This is a genomic window from Massilia sp. LC238 (assembly GCF_000735635.1).
In the GTDB taxonomy this organism is placed as follows: Bacteria; Pseudomonadota; Gammaproteobacteria; order Burkholderiales; family Burkholderiaceae_D; genus Telluria; species Telluria varians.
Genome location: NZ_JNNN01000058.1, coordinates 1 through 15,973 on the forward strand (window position 1 = coordinate 1; position 15,973 = coordinate 15,973).

The following is a 15,973-nucleotide window of genomic DNA, read 5'->3' on the forward strand; positions in this document are numbered from 1 at the left end:
CCGGCGTCGCTCTTCGGACACCGTCACGACTTCGATGGTTTGGTTGTTTCTAGTCATACTCACAGTCTTATTCCTATCCGTAAGGATACAGCATCGACTGTGTCTGGTACTTCAAGGGGCTATCTCAAGGAAATTGGCTTTGCTCGCAAAATCGGATGCTTGCGAAATACGGTACGCCAACACGGAGCGACGGCAACGGACTACCAACTTAGGAGAGTTGTCGTTCTATCTCTCTTATGCGCCGCACATCCTGAGCCGGCGGCGCACCGAATAGGCGGCCGTATTCCCGACTAAACTGAGACGCGCTTTCATACCCTACTAGTCCGCTTGCGCTTCCCGCATCCATGTTCTCACTGAGCATAAGTTGCCGCGCTTGCTGCAACCGTAATTGCTTTTGGTACTGAAGCGGGCTCGTGCCGGTGATGGCGCGGAAGTGCTGCCTGAAAGTGGAAGGGCTCATATGCACCAATGCCGCCAGCTCATCCACCTGAATTGGTTGGGCAAAGTTTTGCTTGAGCCAGGCAACTGCCTTTGAAATCTGCTGACCAGGGGAGCCATCAGCAACCAGACGCTGCAGTTGTGGCCCGTGTGGGCCTGCAAGCAATCGGACGATAATTTCTCGTTTGATTAAGGGGGCGAGCATGATTACGAGCTCCGCCTGGTCATGCAACTCAACTAGCCGAACCAAATCTCCGGTAAGCCGCTCGTCCAACTGCTCGACCGTCAAGGGTCGAACACCTGTTCCACGGGCAGGTGCCGGTAGATGCATGTCCGCAGCCACTACGGCTATCTCCTGACTATCTAGCGTCAGCATGAGCCCAAGTAAGGGCTCTTGAGGAGTTGCACGGGTTACCCGTGAGATAACTGGAAGTTCAATGGAGGTCAGCATTGACTGCCCAGGACCGTAAGTGATGACTTCGTCGCCCAACAAAGCCTGTTTGTCCCCTTGAACCACGACGCCAAGGCCTAGGTTAAAGATGCAATGCAGGGGCTCCGTGGGCGTCTTGCGCCTGTGTAGCGAAAGCCCCGGGATGACTGTTTGATAGTCTCCGTCGCTTTGGGCAATTTTTGCGATTGCTTGCGCAAGAGAGAAAATTGCCGAAACTGCTGGGACATTAGGTGGCGTAGCGCTATTCACAGGTCGCGTCCTGATTCAATTCAACGTGGCAACTGTAGCATGGAACAGAGGGCCTTGACTGGACTAGCTCGTCCGAATCGTTGCTTTAGGCAAGATGTTCGCTGGTTTCGGCAACCAGATTGGAAACGCGGTCGATATACTTTCCACACGCTGTAACCGCTGTTCAACCGTCACGAGAACCTTATCATGAACAAAAATCCTTCGATTCAAGTCCCTAATAGCATTGGTCGCCGTCATGCTCTGTTTGGAGGCTCTGCCCTGGCCGCGTCACTGCTGATTCCCCAAATCGCTTCTGCCGCCGGAAAGTCAAAGGTCATGGCGACCGGAGTCCGAGTCCTAAATGTCAGCTTCAAGAACAATGGCATCGACATGGCAGGCAACCTGTACCTGCCGAAGGGTTTCAACAAAACGAGCAAGTATCCAGCCATCGTAAGTGTGCACCCAGGTGGTGGCGTGAAAGAACAGACTGCTGGTCTGTACGCAAGCAAACTGGCTGAGCAAGGCTTCGTTGCGTTGGCCTTTGATGCATCACATCAGGGAGCAAGCGGCGGGATGCCTCGGCTCCTGGACGACCCGATGCGCCGAGTGGCCGACATCTACAGTGCCGTCGATTACTTGACCTCGCTTGGCTACGTTGACGCTAGCCGTATTGGCGCTCTCGGCATTTGCGCTGGCAGCGGCACCGCCGTAAAGGCTGCTTCCTTGGAGCGGCGCATCAAGGCCATCGCCACCGTGAGCGCGGTTGATGTAGGTGCTGCTACGCGCAGAGGCTGGGAGGGCAAAGCGACGAAAGAGGAGCAGATTGCCATTCTTGATTCGGTGGCTAAACAGCGTAGTGCTGAAGCAGCCGGCGCCACACCGGCGTATGTCAATTACGTGCCCAAGGTGGGTGACAAGACGGCCCCTCGCGACCTTCAGGAAGCGGCTGATTACTATTTGACCCCACGTGGCCACCATCCGAATTCGCCCAATAAGATGCTCGTGACCAGCTTAAGCGCTCTGGTCGCGTTTACCGGATTTGACCGGGTGGACCTGCTTACCCAGCCACTCATGATTATTGCTGGCAGCGAAGCGGGCTCGCTGTGGCATAGCCAGGAACTTCATGCTAAGGCAACGGGGCGTAAAGAGCTGTACGTGGTTGACGGGGCTACGCACATGGACCTTTACGACGGCGCCGGCGCCGACACCGCGATGAAAAAATTGGCCCCGTTCTTCAATCGCACCCTTGCCTGACCAGTACTCTTCACCAATCTCGACCAAAACAAGCACCCTATGAGCAACAATAAAATCTGGTTTATCACTGGCGCAGGTCGTGGCCTTGGCGTGGAACTTACAAAGGCCGCCCTGGCAGCGGGGCACTCCGTTGTCGCGACAGGCCGCAATTCGGCCAAGGTTGCTGCCGCTGTTGGAGACCACCCAAATCTGTTGTGCCTGAAGCTGGATGTCACCCGTATCGATGAAGCCCAGTCTGCGGTCAACGCCGCGGTTGCGAGGTTTGGAGGAATCGACGTGCTGGTGAACAACGCGGGGAACTTCTACGCGGGCTTTTTTGAAGAGTTAAGCCCTGAGGAGGTTCGCAGCCAGCTCGAAACTCTTTTGTTCGGACCGATGAATGTCACCCGCGCCGTTCTGCCCACAATGCGCAGCCAGCGTACTGGCTTGCTGCTCAATATCTCTTCAACGGCTGGCATCGCTGGCGGAATGTACTGCTCGGCCTATGCTGCCGCAAAGTTCGGTCTTGAAGGCTGGACGGAGTCCCTCGCCGTTGAGATTGCTCCGTTCGGAATCCGCACGATGCTTGTCGAACCGGGCTTCTTCCGCACAGAACTACTTACCCCTGACTCGACTACCTTCGCGCAGCCCAGCATCCAGGACTATGCCGACCGTAGCAAGGCGACCAGCGACGCCTGGAGCGGGATGAGCGGCACGCAAGGCGGTGACCCCGCCAAGCTCGCCCGAGCCATCGTTCACTTGGCGGGACTCGAGGTGCCACCCACCAGATTCGCCGGGGGTTCTGATGCGGTTGGCGTGTTCAAAGCGAAAGCCCAAGCATTGCTTGCTGAAGCAGACGCATTTCGCGAGCTGTCGACGTCGCTTGCACACGATGAATGACTGAGCAAGTCCAATGAACCGACGGCAGCGCATGACCCTCTTCGCCTTGGCGCCTGTTCTACTTGGCGTATCAGCCTTTGTTGCCATGGCTCTAAAGGACCAAAGCTACAAGCCGAGTCCGGCGTACGCCCCCGTCGGTGAACCTAGCCAGAGAGCTGCGGTTGTCTATTACTCTCGCTCTGTTCATTCGGAAGCGGCCGCTCGCGAAATTGCTCGACTGTACAACGCCCCGATTGCTCGGATTACTTCAGACTACGCGCTGAGTTTCGCAGGTCAGAGCAAAGCGCTCACGGATGCCATTGGTGAAGCCTTGCCTGCGATTGAGGTGGAACCAATCGATTTACGTCCTGTTCAACGTGTCTACCTGGTATCGCCCACCTGGCTGTTCAGGCCCGCAACGCCGCTATGGGCCTACGTTCGGCAGACTGACCTGACCGGCAAGGAAGTTGTGCTGTTCACAACAGGCAATAGTCGTTTCAAGCAGAACGAGATTGATAAGTTCGGGAAGGAAGTAGAGGCGCGTGGAGGACGACTTATCCAACACGTCTTTATCAGACGTGGGCGCATCTATTGGCAGATGAGTCGTGAAGAACTGTTGGAGTCAGTGCGAGCAACGGTGAGCGAACTGAACGCTTAGTCAACCGGCATAAGCTCTGCGAGACGTTTGCTCACTCGTACGAGTAGCGCCTCGTCACAGGTCCGGCCATCGGACCAGTCTAAATTCGGTTTGCACAAGCATGGCCTGACCACAAATTTGTGCAACAGGTTGTTGCACAAACCGCCGACCCGACACGGTCGGTAAGCAGACTTGGAGTATGGCTGAAGCGGGAGCCAGCCATATAGGATGGGATTTCATCCATGCGACTTCCGGCGGAAGCCCTCAAGGCTACGCAGTCGGCCGATAGCGAACCCGAGAACTATCGCGGCAGTAATGATTACAGCTGTGTTCATGATGATTCTCCTTGTCCCGTTGTAGACGGCCTAGCCACAACTGCCAGCTGCAGGGCTTTGTCTTAGCGGCGGGCGGGGTGTCGAGCGTGACGGCCCCGGCCTGTCATCGAAAAATCCTGCCCCCTCCTTTTTGTGAATTCTAGTCGATGAACGAGCTAGACTTTCAAGGTCAATTTCTTTTTCTTATGGCGCGCCGCAGCAAAACCTTCCTAACCCAATGATTTTAAAGGGATTGGGCCACCTGCTTATTAACACCCCGGCGCAAAAAAAATACCCGCTCGAGAGAGCGGGCAAAGTCCAAAACTAGGGATGTCCTGAAAGAGACGGTTCCACTATAAGCCGCGCATGAGGCCGCTTCCGTACGCTGGTTCACACAGTCCGTCGCGTATGCGCTCGCGCAAGGCCGCCGCAAAAAAAAACCCGCTCCGTGGAGCGGGTGAAGTCCAAAACTAGGGATGTCCTGAAAGAGACGGTTCCACTTTAGGGCTCCGCTTCGATCGGCTCCGTGCGCTGATTCACTTAGGTGAACAAATTGTCGGCATGTCCACACGATACGCGCGGTATCGGCCCATGCTACCGGCGCAGCAATGGCTTGCCGGGCAGGCAAAGCTGCCGGATGCTCCGGGTTCGCCACTCCCGGCCAAACCCTTTATTCCTCGAACGCATGCATCCATCACGTCGCCGCTTCCTCGTCCAGGCCATGGCCGGGGCCGGCCTGCTGGCCTTGTCGCCGCCCCATGCCCTGGCCGCGCCAGGGATCGCCATTCCCAACCTTACCGGGCTGTATCCGGTGGAAGTCGCGCGTGTCGCCGCACCGCGCACGACCGGGGAGGTCGCGCAGGCGGTGCGCGCCTGGCCCGGCAGGATCGCGGTCGGCGGTGGCCGCTACAGCATGGGCGGCCAGGTCGCCATCACCGGTGGGCTGCACCTCGACATGCGCGGCATGAACCGGCTCGTCCGGCTGGATGCGGACGCGAAAGTGGCCCGGGTCCAGGCCGGGATGCGCTGGCGCGAGCTGCAGGATGCGCTCGACCCGCTGGGCCTGGCCGTGCACACGATGCAGAGCTTTTCGAATTTCACCGTGGGCGGCGCCGTGTCGGTGAATGCCCATGGGCGCTACGTCGGCAACGGGCCGGTAGTGAATTCGGTGCGCGCCCTGCAGCTGGTGCTGGCCGACGGCACGGTCGTGGAAGCGACGCGCAGCCTCAACGCGGAGGTGTTCCGCGCCGCCGCCGGTGGGTATGGCGCGATGGGCGTCATCACCGAGGTCGAGCTTGACCTGGCGCACAACACCCGCATCGAACGCAGCGTGGAGTCGGTAGCGCTCGACGAGTATCCCGCCTGGTTCAAGCGCATGGCGGATGCCGGCGACTGCGTTTTCAACAACGCCGACCTGCTGCCGCCGCTGTTCGACGCGCCGGTCGCGGTGTCCTGGCGCAGGACGAGCAAGGCCCTGACCGAAACGGCCAGGCTGGTCCCGCGCGGCCAGTCCTACGGCCTCGAGCAGAATGCATTGTTCGCCATGACCGAGCTGCCGCGCGGCGACTTGATCCGCAGCAAACTGATCCACCCGCTGCTGCTGGCCCGCCCCAGCGTCAAGTGGCGCAACCACGAAGCCAGCCTCGACGTGGCGGAACTGGAGCCGCGCACGCGCCTGGTCTCGGCTTACGTGCTGCAGGAATATTTCATCCCGGTACGGCACTTTGCCGCCTATGCCCGGGCCATGGCGGCGACCATCCGCAAGCACGATGCCCAGGTCCTGAACGTGTCGGTGCGCCATTCGCCGGCGGACAGCACCTCCCTGCTGCCCTGGGCGAAGGAGGAAGTGTTTTCCTTCGTGGTGTACTACAAGCAGCGCACCCATGCCGCCGCCCGGCGCCGGGTGGCGGAGTGGACGCGCGCGATGATCGATACCGCGCTTGCCTTCGGCGGGCGCTACTACCTGCCCTACCAGCTGCACGCCACCCGCACCCAGTTCGACCGCGCCTACCCCGAGGCCGAAGCTTTGCGCGCGATCAAACGCAAGGTCGACCCTTCCGGCCGCTTCAGCAACGAACTGTGGGCCAGGTATTTGTAACAGCCTAAGCAAAAAAAAACCCGCTCCGGTTGGGGAGCGGGTGAAGTCCAAAACTAGGGATGTCCTGAAAGAGACAGGTCCACTATAGGGATGGGCATTCTACGGCTCTGTGCGTTACCACACATAAACTGCCAAATTGTCACACTGTTTGATCTGGATGTAAAAAATGCCGCCACGGCAGGGCCGGGGCGGCATGTTTGTCGGCTTTTAGCGATATTTAGACGACAGCGCCGTCGGTCTCGTCCTTTTCCTTGACCGGCTTGATCAGGTCTTCGCGCTTGATGCCCAGCCACATGGCCAGGGCCGCGGCGACGAACACCGAGGAATAGATACCGAAGCAGATGCCGATGGTCAGCGCCATGGCGAAATAATGCAGCGCGTGGCCACCGAACAGCAGCATCGACAGCACCATGATCTGGGTCGAGCCGTGGGTGATGATGGTACGCGAGATGGTGCTGGTAATCGCGTGGTCGATCACTTCAGGCACGCTCATCTTGCGCTGCTTGCGGAACATTTCGCGGATTCGGTCGAAGATGACGACCGATTCGTTGACCGAGTAGCCCAGCACCGCCAGGATCGCCGCCAGCACCGTCAGCGAGAATTCCCACTCGAAGAAGGCGAAGAAGCCCAGGATGATGACCACGTCGTGCAGGTTGGCGATGATCGCCGAGACCGCGAACTTCCACTCGAAGCGCACCGACAGGTAGATGATCACGCCGATCACCACCATGATCAGTGCGTTCAGGCCGTTCTGCGCCAGCTCGTCGCCGACTGCCGGGCCGACGAATTCGACACGCTGCAGGCTGACCAGTTCCTTGTTGTCCGCGGTCACGCAGGCGGTGCGGTTGACCATCTCGCCCTTGTCGGTCGTGACCTGGGTGACCGTCGGCTTGCCCTGCTCCGAGGAGCAGATCGCGTTGAAGACGCGGCTCGAGGTGCCGGCCTGGTCCTGGCCTTCGACGATCGGCAGGCGCAGCAGGACGCTCTGGGCGGTGCCGAAACCGGTCACTTCAGGCGCTTCGTAGCCGATGCTGCGCAGCGTGGTGCGGATCTTTTCCTGATTTGCCGCGTGCGGATAGTGCAGTTCCATCACGGTGCCGCCGGTGAACTCGACCGACCAGTGCAGGCCCTTGGTCACCAGGAAGAACACCGCCGCCAGGAAGGTCACCACCGAGATCACATTGAGGATCACGGCGTGGCGCATGAACGGGATGTCCCGTTTGATCTTGAAAAATTCCATGATTTAGTCCTGCGCTCCCTGAGTCGCGTTTTGCTTGTTGGGCGTAAAGCCTTCTTTCCAGACCGTGCCGATCGAGATATGGGTCAGCTTCTTCTTGCGGCCATACCAGAGGTTGATCAGGCCACGGGACAGGAACACGGCCGAGAACATCGAGGTCAGGATGCCCAGGCAGTGCACCACGGCGAAGCCGCGCACCGGACCGGAACCGAAGATCAGCAGCGCCAGACCGACGATCAGGGCGGTGACGTTGGAGTCGAAAATCGTGTCCCAGGCGTGCTTGTAGCCGGCATTGATCGCCACCTGCGGCGTGGCACCCGCACGCAGTTCCTCGCGGATGCGCTCGTTGACCAGCACGTTGGAGTCGATCGCCATGCCGAGCGTGAGCGCGATTGCCGCGATGCCCGGCAGGGTCAGGGTGACCTGCAGCATCGACAGCAGGGCCAGCAGGAACAGCACGTTGGCGGCCAGCGCGATCGCGCTGACCGTGCCCACCAGGTGGTAGTAGATGATCATGAAGGCCGCGATCGCCACGAAGCCCCACAGCGTCGAATGCAGGCCGCGCTCGATGTTCTCGGCGCCCAGTTGCGGGCCGATCACGCGTTCCTCGATGAATTCCATCGGCGCCGACAGCGCGCCCGAGCGCAGCAGCAGCGCCAGCTCGTTGGCGTCTTCGATGCTGCCGATGCCGGTGATCTGGAAGGTCGAACCCAGTTCCTGGTTGATGACCGGGGCGGTCGGCACGCTGTACTGGCCTTTTTCCTTGAGCAGGACCGCCAGGCGCTTGCCGACGTTTTCACGGGTGGCCAAGCGCATGCGGCGGCCGCCGTCGCCGTTCAGGTCGATCGAGACGGCCGGCTGCTGGTTCTGGTCGAAGCTGGCGACGGCGCTCGAGATGTAGTCGCCGGTCAGGATGATGTCCTTGGACACCACCACCGGAGCGCCGCGGCCTTCGGTGAACAGTTCCGAGTTCAGCGGAATCGCGGCGGTCAGCTCGGTGCCCGGGGTCACGGTCGAGTCGACCATGCGCAGTTCCAGGGTGGCGGTGCGGCCGATGATGTCCTTGGCGCGCGCCACGTCCTGCACGCCCGGCAGCTGGACGATGATGCGGTCGGCGCCCTGCTGCTGGATCAGCGGCTCGGTGGTGCCCAGTTCGTTGATGCGCTTGGACAGGGTGGAAATGTTCTGCTTCACGCCGTCTTCCACGGTGCGACGCACCGCTTCCGGCTTGAGGCTGACGACCAGCTTCAGCTCGGTGCCGTCGGCGGCATCGGCGAAGACCAGGTCCTGCGACTGCTTGCCCAGCGCGGCGCGGGCTTCGGCGCGGACGGCGTTCTCGCGGAAGCGCACTTCGATGGTGTTGCCGACGCGCTCGATACCGGCGTGGCGGATGTTGGCGTCGCGCAGCTGGCTGCGGATGCTGGCCTGCAGGCCCTTCACCTTGGTGTCGAGCACGGCCTTGCTGTCGATCTGCAGCAGGAAGTGCACGCCGCCGCGCAGGTCCAGGCCCAGGTTCATGGGCTTGGCGCCGATGCTTTCCATCCAGGCCGGGGTGTTCTTCGCCAGGTTGACGGTGACGATGTAGTCGGGATTGTCCTTGTCGCGATTCAGGTCGCGTTCGAGCGCCAGCTTGGCCTTGAACTGGGCGTCGGGGCTGGCGAAGCGCGCGCGTACCGCGGTGCTGTTGCCGGTACCTTCCAGGGCGATCTTCGTGGCCGGAACACCATTACGCTTGAGGGTATCCTCTACCAGGCCGACAGTGGCGCTGGTGATATTGACCGTCGTTTTACCGGTGGTGACCTGCAGTGCCGGCGATTCGCCGAAGTAGTTCGGCGCCGTGTACAGCGCACCCAGCAGGAGCGCGACGGCGATCAATAGATATTTCCAGACGGGATAGCGATTCATAGTGTTCCAGCGTTCAATGTTGGGCACGATGCGGCCCCGGAGGGCCGCTGATGGTGCTTAACTAGCCTTACAGTGCCTTCAGGGTGCCTTTCGGCAGCAGCGTCACCACTGCGTTCTTCTGGACCACGATTTCGGTGCCGCTCGCGACTTCCAGGGTCACGGTGGTATCGGCCACCTTGACCACGCGGCCCAGGATGCCGCCGGCGGTCGCCACTTCGTCGCCCTTGGTCAGTGCGTCCATCATCGCTTTCAGCTCGCGCTGGCGCTTCTGCTGCGGACGGATCATGAGGAAATACATGACCACGAACATCAGGATCAGCGGCAGGAAAGTGGTCAGGCTACCCATCAGGCCAGGATCGGCTGCAGCCGTCGTTTGCGCGTACGCGTTGGAAATGAACACAAGGACTCCGATTGTGAGGATTAAAAAATAAGCGGTATATTCTAGCACCGGCGGTGGGGCCGGGGACAATCTGAGGGTATGTAGGTTTGCAATTCCTAATTGCAAGATGTTGATGGAAAAATAAGTGCAGGGCCTGCTGGCCGAACAAAAAAGGGCTCTACCGTACAGGAGAGCCCTTCTTCTTGCAAACTCAGCAGTAAGCGCCCGCTTACACCCCGCGCGAGCGGTCAGCCCGGAACTGGATCCGGAACTCGCTGAACCGGTCCGCATCGATCGCGTCGCGCATCTCCTGCATGATCTTCAGGTAGAAGTGCAGGTTGTGGATCGTGTTCAGGCGCGCGCCCAGGATCTCGTTCGAGCGGTGCAGGTGGTGCAGGTAGGCGCGCGAGAAGTTCTTGCAGCAATAACAGTCGCAGCTCTCGTCCAGCGGCGCCATGTCATCCTTGTAGCGCGCGTTCTTGATCTTGACGTCGCCGAAGCGCGTAAACAGCCAGCCGTTGCGGGCATTCCGGGTCGGCATCACGCAATCGAACATGTCGACGCCGTTGGCCACGCCCTCGACCAGGTCTTCCGGGGTGCCGACGCCCATCAGGTAGTGCGGCTTGTTCTCCGGCAGGCGCGGGCCGACGTGGGCCAGGATGCGCTGCATGTCTTCCTTCGGCTCGCCCACCGACAGGCCTCCGATCGCCAGGCCCGGGAAGTCGATGTCTTCCAGCCCCGCCAGCGACTCGTCGCGCAGGTGCTCGTACATGCCGCCCTGGACGATGCCGAACAGCGCGTTCGGGTTCTCGCCGCGCTTGAACTCGTTCATCGAGCGCTGGGCCCAGCGCAGCGACATGCGCATCGACTTGGCCGCCTCTTCGGCGGTGGCCGGGCGGCCGTCGATCTCGTAGGGGGTGCATTCGTCGAACTGCATCACGATGTCCGAGTTCAGCGAGCGCTGGATCTGCATCGACACTTCGGGCGACAGGAACTGGCGCGAGCCGTCGATCGGCGAAGCGAACTTGACGCCCTCTTCCGTGATCTTGCGCATCGCGCCCAGCGAGAACACCTGGAAGCCGCCCGAATCGGTCAGGATCGGGCCGTCCCAGCCCATGAACTTGTGCAGGCCGCCGAACTTGTCGAGCACCGCCGTGCCCGGGCGCAGCCACAGGTGGAAGGTGTTACCCAGGATGATCTGCGAGCCGACTTCCTTCAGCTCGATCGGATCCATCGCCTTGACCGAGCCGTACGTCCCGACCGGCATGAAGATCGGGGTTTCGATGGTGCCGTGGTTGAGCTTCAGGCGGCCGCGGCGCGCGTGCGACAGGCCGCTGGTGTCTTTCTTCAGGAGGGTAAATTCGAGCATGGTATCTATTAGCGTGAGGCAGTCGTCAGCAGCATGGCGTCGCCATAGCTGAAGAAGCGGTATTCGTTGGCGATCGCGTGGGCATAGGCCTTGCGGATCTCGTGGTAGCCGGCAAAGGCCGACACCAGCATCATCAGGGTCGACTTGGGCAGGTGGAAATTGGTGATCAGGCGGGTCACCGTCTTGAAGGCGTAGCCCGGCGTGATGAACAGCGCCGTGTCGTCGCTGCCCACCTTCAGTTCGCCCGATTGCGAGGCCGATTCGAGCGCCCGCAGACTGGTGGTGCCGACCGCCACCACGTCGCGCCCAAGCGCTTTGGCCGCGCGCACCGCATCCACCGTCTCCTGCGGGATCGTGTACCACTCCGAGTGCATCTGGTGCGCCGACAGGTCCTCGACCCGCACCGGCTGGAAGGTGCCGGCGCCCACGTGCAGGGTCACGTAGGCCAGCTTGACGCCTTTCGCGGCCAGGCGGTCCAGCAGCGGCTGGTCGAAGTGCAGGCCGGCGGTCGGCGCGGCCACCGCTCCGGGCTCCTTCGAATACACGGTCTGGTAGCGCTGCTCGTCGAATTCGTCGGCATTGTGCTCGATGTAGGGCGGCAGCGGCAGGCGGCCGTGGGCTTCGATCAGCTCGAACACGTCGCCTTCGAAGTGCAGCGTGAAGAACTCGCCGGCGCGCTCGCCGACCGTGACGTCGAAGGCGTCGGCCAGGCGGATGCGGTTGCCCGGCTTGGGCGACTTCGATGCGCGCACCTGCGCCAGCACCGTGCGGTTGTCGAGCACCCGCTCGACCAGCACTTCCACCTGGCCGCCGGTCTCCTTGACGCCGAAGAAGCGCGCCTTCAATACGCGCGTATTGTTCATCACCAGGAGGTCGCCCGGCTGGAGCTGGTCGACGATGTCCGCGAAATGGCGGTCGGTGATCTGGTCGCCATCGAGCTGCAGCAGGCGCGAGGCGCTCCGGTCCGGCAGCGGATGCTGCGCGATCCGCTCAGGCGGCAGGTCGAAATCGAAATCGGAAAGCGAGTACATTGTTGTCAATTCTGGGAAAATGGATGCTGACAGCCTTACAATAGAGGCTGCAATGCGTGCGGCGAACCCTCTATTTTACGCCAGCATCCGCCTGAATGCCGCAATATGCCCGCCCCAAAGACCACATCCGCCCCCAAAACTGTTGAATCCAAGCTCGCCAAGCTAGGGCTGCGCACCGACATGGACCTGGTGCTGCACCTGCCGATGCGCTACGAGGACGAGACCCGCGTCGTCTCCATTCGTGACGCCAGCATGCGCGGCCTGCAGACCTGGCAGGTCGAAGGGGTCGTGGTCAGGAATGAAATCAGCTACAAGCCGCGGCGCCAGCTGCTGGTACAGATTTCGGACGACACGGGCGAGCTGCAGCTGCGCTTCATGAATTTCTACGGCAGCCAGGTCAAGCAATTGTCCGAAGGCGTGAGGGTACGCGCCCGGGGCGAACTGAAGCACGGCTTCTTCGGGGCCGAGATGGTCCACCCCACCTACAAGGTGATCAACGAAGGCGCGCCGCTGCCTACCTCGCTCACGCCGGTCTACCCGGCCGGCGAAGGCCTGTCGCAGACGGTGCTGCGGCGCGCGATCAACGACGCCATGAAACGGGTGGACTGGCGCGACACCCTGCCCAATGCCTTCCTCTCCCGCCTGCAGCTGTGGGATTTCGAGCCCTCGGTGCGCCTGCTGCACTACCCGCCGGCGGACGTGGACGAATACGCACTGACCGAACGCAGCCACCCCGCCTGGACCCGCATGAAGTTCGACGAGCTGCTGGCGCAGCAGCTGTCCCTGAAGCGGGCCCAGCGCGCCCGGCGCGAGAAAGGCGCGCCGCAACTGCGCGCGGTCGGCGAACTGTCCGAGTCCTTCCTGGCCGCCCTGCCCTTCCAGCTCACCGGCGCGCAGCAGCGCGTAGTCAAGGAGATCGGCGCCGACCTGCGCGAGGGCTATCCGATGCAGCGCCTGCTGCAGGGCGACGTCGGCAGCGGCAAGACCGTGGTGTCGGCGCTCGCCGCCGCCCAGGCGATCGACAGCGGCTACCAGGCGGCGCTGATGGCGCCCACCGAGATCCTGGCCGAGCAGCATTTCCGTAAGATCGCGGCCTGGATGGAGCCGCTCGGCGTAAAAGTGGCCTGGCTGACCGGCAGCCTGAAGAAGAAGGAAAAGGATGCGGCCAAGGAGCTGATCGAATCCGGCGAAGCCAAGCTGGTGATCGGCACCCACGCCCTGATCCAGGACACGGTGCAGTTCGCGCGGCTGGGCCTCGTCATCGTCGACGAGCAGCACCGCTTCGGCGTCGGCCAGCGCCTCACCCTGCGCAACAAGGGCAGCGACGGCCTGGTGCCGCACCAGCTCATGATGTCGGCCACGCCGATCCCGCGCACCCTGGCCATGACCTATTACGCCGACCTCGAAGTGTCGGTGATCGACGAACTGCCGCCGGGGCGCAGCCCGATCGTCACCCGCGCCATCGACCAGAACCGGCGCGACGAAGTGATCGAGCGCGTGCACGCCGCGGCCCAGGAAGGCCGCCAGGTGTACTGGGTCTGCCCGCTGATCGAGGAATCCGAGGTGCTGCAGCTGCAGACCGCCACCGAGACCTACGAGACCCTGGCCGAAGCCCTGCCCGACTTGCAGGTGGGGCTGGTGCACGGGCGCCTCAAGCCGGCCGAGAAACAGGTGATCATGGACGCCTTCATCGCCGGGGACATCCACGTGCTGGTGGCGACCACCGTGATCGAGGTCGGGGTCGACGTGCCGAACGCATCGCTGATGGTGATCGAGCACGCCGAGCGCTTCGGCCTGTCGCAGCTGCACCAGCTGCGCGGCCGCGTGGGCCGCGGTTCCGCCGCGAGCGTGTGCCTGCTTCTCTACCAGAGCCCGCTGGGCCAGGTGGCCAAGCAGCGCCTGCTGACGATGCGCGAGACCACCGATGGCTTCGAGATCGCGCGGCGCGACCTGGAGATCCGCGGTCCCGGCGAATTCCTGGGCGCGCGTCAGTCGGGCGAGGCGATGCTGCGCTTCGCCGACCTGGAGACCGACCAGTGGATCGTGGAAAAGGCGCGCGACGTGGCGCAGTACCTGCTGGATAACGGCGACCGGCCCGAATACATGGCGGTCATCGATGCCCACCTGACGCGCTGGCTGGGCGGGCGTGAGGAATTCCTGAGGGTATAAGGGTGGATCGCGCGCAAACAGTGACAATCCGATAGACATCGGGGCACCGAACCGGGCTATCGTGGCGTTTCGCCCACCACCCACTACGGCCATGCCCATCCTCTGACTCGGACTTCACCTGATCGTCGCCATCTTCTTTGCCGTCCATGCCGTGCGCACCGGGAGGCAGTTGTACTGGCTGCTGATCCTGTTCGCCTTTCCCCTGCTCGGCAGCCTCGTCTATTTCGCGGCGGTGTTCCTGCCGCATTCGCGCCTGGAGCGCCAGGCCAGGATGGCCGGGCATGCGCTGCAGAAGAAGCTCGACCCGGGGCGCGAGGTGCGCGAGGCGCGGCAGGCCTTCGACCTGACGCCGACCGCGCACAACCAGATGCGCCTGGCCAGCGCGCTGCTCGAAGCGGGACAGAGCGCGGAAGCGGTGGCGCAATTCGACGCCTGCCTGCAGGGGCCATTCGCCCATGACGCCGAGGTGATCCTGGGCGCAGCGCGTGCAAAAGCGGCGCATGGCCAGCCGGATGCGGCGATCGGGCTCCTGGCATCGCTGCAGGCGAAGCAGCCGGGCTTTCGTCCGGAAGAGACGGGATTGACGCTGGGCCGGGCCTACGCCGCTAGCGGACGACAGATGGAGGCCGGCGCCCAGTTTTCGGCGCTGGCGGAGCGCTTCGGCAGCATCGAGGCGCGGGTGGAACTGGCGCTGTGGGCGCTCGCCAATCATGATGAGGCGGTGGCGCAGCGCGAGTTGAAGGAGATCGAGCATGCGCGCCGGCACATGAACAGGTACACGCTGGACTTGCATCGGGAGCTGTTCAGGCGCCTGGATGCAGCGGTAGCGGTGGGCTAGGCATCCCTACGTTGATTTTCGACTCTTTACGTCTGCACACTGGCGAGACGTACCGTGTAGTGTCCGCCGTCCTCCTTCTTCAGGGAAAGCAGGTCGTAGGTTTTGAGCATATCAAGCAGGCCGGTATGACCAAAGCTTGTTGGTGAAAATTCCGGGTTGGTTCGCCTCAGATACTGGCCTAGCGTGCTAAGGTGGACTTTCCCCTCGGACGTATCTCCGGCAAGCAGCGCTACAGCATCGGCAACAAACTTAGGACGACGCTTCGATGGCACCGCTTCTATCTTTGAACGGAGCGGGATGCTTGGCGCAGCAGCCGGTTCGACCACAGCTTGCACTACAACTGGCGGCTTCCATTCGAAGAACTGGTCACTCGCATTGCGCAACGGGACCGGCGTCTTCGCTTCGCCGACGATGAACACGGTCGCTCCACGCTCGCGTAGCTTTCGACACAAGTACACGAAATCCGAATCGCTGGTTACTAGGAAAAAACAATCGGCACGCTGATCAAAAAGCGCTTCCAGGGCATCGAGTGCCAGCGCCATGTCGGAAGTGTTCTTCCTTGCCGCATACTGGTATTGGAGGCAGGGCGTGAACGCCATCGATACTAAGGTTTCCTGCCATTTGTTAGCCAGCGTGGCATGGTTCCCGTAACCTCGCTTTACGACGACGCGGCCGAACTTCGCAACGACGCGCAACGCGTATTCGACTGCGGCTGGATTTGTGTTGTCGCAATCAACGAAGACCGCAACACGAGATTCGTTGGTCAT

Annotated in this window: 13 protein-coding genes; 6 read left to right on the top strand and 7 right to left on the bottom strand. The window is 61.8% G+C overall.

The window, feature by feature from the left end; genetic code table 11:
- Nucleotides 1-208 precede the first annotated feature (208 nt).
- Nucleotides 209-1,138 (bottom strand): AraC family transcriptional regulator, encoded by a 930-nt coding sequence (locus FG94_RS16000; RefSeq protein WP_036213713.1) that lies wholly within the window; start codon nucleotides 1,136-1,138, stop codon nucleotides 209-211.
- A gap of 186 nt (nucleotides 1,139-1,324) precedes the next feature.
- Here FG94_RS16000 and FG94_RS16005 point away from each other — a divergent pair, with 186 nt between their 5' ends.
- From FG94_RS16005 to FG94_RS16020, 4 genes are all read left to right on the top strand, one after another.
- Complete coding sequence (locus FG94_RS16005) at nucleotides 1,325-2,371, top strand: alpha/beta hydrolase (protein WP_036213716.1); 1,047 nt, start codon at nucleotides 1,325-1,327, stop codon at nucleotides 2,369-2,371.
- 39 nt (nucleotides 2,372-2,410) lie between these two features.
- The gene (locus FG94_RS16010; protein ID WP_036213719.1) at nucleotides 2,411-3,250 is read left to right on the top strand and encodes an SDR family oxidoreductase; all 840 of its coding nucleotides are present in this window, start codon (nucleotides 2,411-2,413) and stop codon (nucleotides 3,248-3,250) included.
- 31 nt (nucleotides 3,251-3,281) lie between these two features.
- Entirely contained in the window at nucleotides 3,282-3,887 is a 606-nt protein-coding gene (locus FG94_RS16015) for a hypothetical protein (RefSeq protein WP_200879989.1), read from the top strand.
- 978 nt (nucleotides 3,888-4,865) lie between these two features.
- Nucleotides 4,866-6,278 (top strand): FAD-binding oxidoreductase, encoded by a 1,413-nt coding sequence (locus FG94_RS16020; RefSeq protein ID WP_200879990.1) that lies wholly within the window; start codon nucleotides 4,866-4,868, stop codon nucleotides 6,276-6,278.
- A gap of 217 nt (nucleotides 6,279-6,495) precedes the next feature.
- Here FG94_RS16020 and secF read toward each other — a convergent pair whose 3' ends face one another.
- The 5 genes from secF to queA all read right to left on the bottom strand — a co-directional run bounded on the left by secF (nucleotide 6,496) and on the right by queA (nucleotide 12,199).
- Nucleotides 6,496-7,518 (bottom strand): protein translocase subunit SecF, encoded by a 1,023-nt coding sequence (gene secF / locus FG94_RS16025; RefSeq protein ID WP_036213727.1) that lies wholly within the window; start codon nucleotides 7,516-7,518, stop codon nucleotides 6,496-6,498.
- Nucleotides 7,519-7,521: 3 nt separating this feature from the next.
- Complete coding sequence (secD, locus tag FG94_RS16030; RefSeq protein ID WP_036213730.1) at nucleotides 7,522-9,420, bottom strand: protein translocase subunit SecD; 1,899 nt, start codon at nucleotides 9,418-9,420, stop codon at nucleotides 7,522-7,524.
- A gap of 67 nt (nucleotides 9,421-9,487) precedes the next feature.
- Complete coding sequence (gene yajC, locus FG94_RS16035) at nucleotides 9,488-9,820, bottom strand: preprotein translocase subunit YajC (protein ID WP_036213733.1); 333 nt, start codon at nucleotides 9,818-9,820, stop codon at nucleotides 9,488-9,490.
- Nucleotides 9,821-10,028: 208 nt separating this feature from the next.
- Nucleotides 10,029-11,168 carry a tRNA guanosine(34) transglycosylase Tgt gene (tgt, locus tag FG94_RS16040; protein WP_036213735.1) on the bottom strand — a complete coding sequence of 380 codons (1,140 nt, stop codon included), beginning with the start codon at nucleotides 11,166-11,168 and terminating at the stop codon, nucleotides 10,029-10,031.
- An 8-nt stretch (nucleotides 11,169-11,176) separates the two neighbouring features.
- Nucleotides 11,177-12,199: a tRNA preQ1(34) S-adenosylmethionine ribosyltransferase-isomerase QueA gene (gene queA / locus FG94_RS16045; protein ID WP_036213737.1), complete on the bottom strand. Its 1,023-nt coding sequence runs from the start codon at nucleotides 12,197-12,199 to the stop codon at nucleotides 11,177-11,179.
- A 105-nt stretch (nucleotides 12,200-12,304) separates the two neighbouring features.
- Here queA and recG point away from each other — a divergent pair, with 105 nt between their 5' ends.
- Both recG and FG94_RS16055 read left to right on the top strand, forming a co-directional pair.
- Nucleotides 12,305-14,368: an ATP-dependent DNA helicase RecG gene (gene recG / locus FG94_RS16050; RefSeq protein ID WP_036213739.1), complete on the top strand. Its 2,064-nt coding sequence runs from the start codon at nucleotides 12,305-12,307 to the stop codon at nucleotides 14,366-14,368.
- A 169-nt stretch (nucleotides 14,369-14,537) separates the two neighbouring features.
- Nucleotides 14,538-15,206 carry a tetratricopeptide repeat protein gene (locus FG94_RS16055; protein WP_229445962.1) on the top strand — a complete coding sequence of 223 codons (669 nt, stop codon included), beginning with the start codon at nucleotides 14,538-14,540 and terminating at the stop codon, nucleotides 15,204-15,206.
- A 26-nt stretch (nucleotides 15,207-15,232) separates the two neighbouring features.
- Here FG94_RS16055 and FG94_RS16060 read toward each other — a convergent pair whose 3' ends face one another.
- Nucleotides 15,233-15,973: an NYN domain-containing protein gene (locus tag FG94_RS16060; RefSeq protein ID WP_036213745.1), complete on the bottom strand. Its 741-nt coding sequence runs from the start codon at nucleotides 15,971-15,973 to the stop codon at nucleotides 15,233-15,235.

Excerpts from the sequence above, each read along its gene's own strand:
- FG94_RS16005 (WP_036213716.1), top strand. The coding sequence starts at position 1,325 with ATGAACAAAAATCCTTCGATTCAAGTCCCTAATAGCATTGGTCGCCGT.
- FG94_RS16010 (WP_036213719.1), top strand. The coding sequence starts at position 2,411 with ATGAGCAACAATAAAATCTGGTTTATCACTGGCGCAGGTCGTGGCCTT.
- FG94_RS16015 (WP_200879989.1), top strand. The coding sequence starts at position 3,282 with ATGACCCTCTTCGCCTTGGCGCCTGTTCTACTTGGCGTATCAGCCTTT.
- FG94_RS16020 (WP_200879990.1), top strand. The coding sequence starts at position 4,866 with ATGCATCCATCACGTCGCCGCTTCCTCGTCCAGGCCATGGCCGGGGCC.
- secF (WP_036213727.1), bottom strand. The coding sequence starts at position 7,518 with ATGGAATTTTTCAAGATCAAACGGGACATCCCGTTCATGCGCCACGCC.
- secD (WP_036213730.1), bottom strand. The coding sequence starts at position 9,420 with ATGAATCGCTATCCCGTCTGGAAATATCTATTGATCGCCGTCGCGCTC.
- tgt (WP_036213735.1), bottom strand. The coding sequence starts at position 11,168 with ATGCTCGAATTTACCCTCCTGAAGAAAGACACCAGCGGCCTGTCGCAC.
- queA (WP_036213737.1), bottom strand. The coding sequence starts at position 12,199 with ATGTACTCGCTTTCCGATTTCGATTTCGACCTGCCGCCTGAGCGGATC.
- recG (WP_036213739.1), top strand. The coding sequence starts at position 12,305 with ATGCCCGCCCCAAAGACCACATCCGCCCCCAAAACTGTTGAATCCAAG.
- FG94_RS16060 (WP_036213745.1), bottom strand. The coding sequence starts at position 15,973 with ATGACCAACGAATCTCGTGTTGCGGTCTTCGTTGATTGCGACAACACA.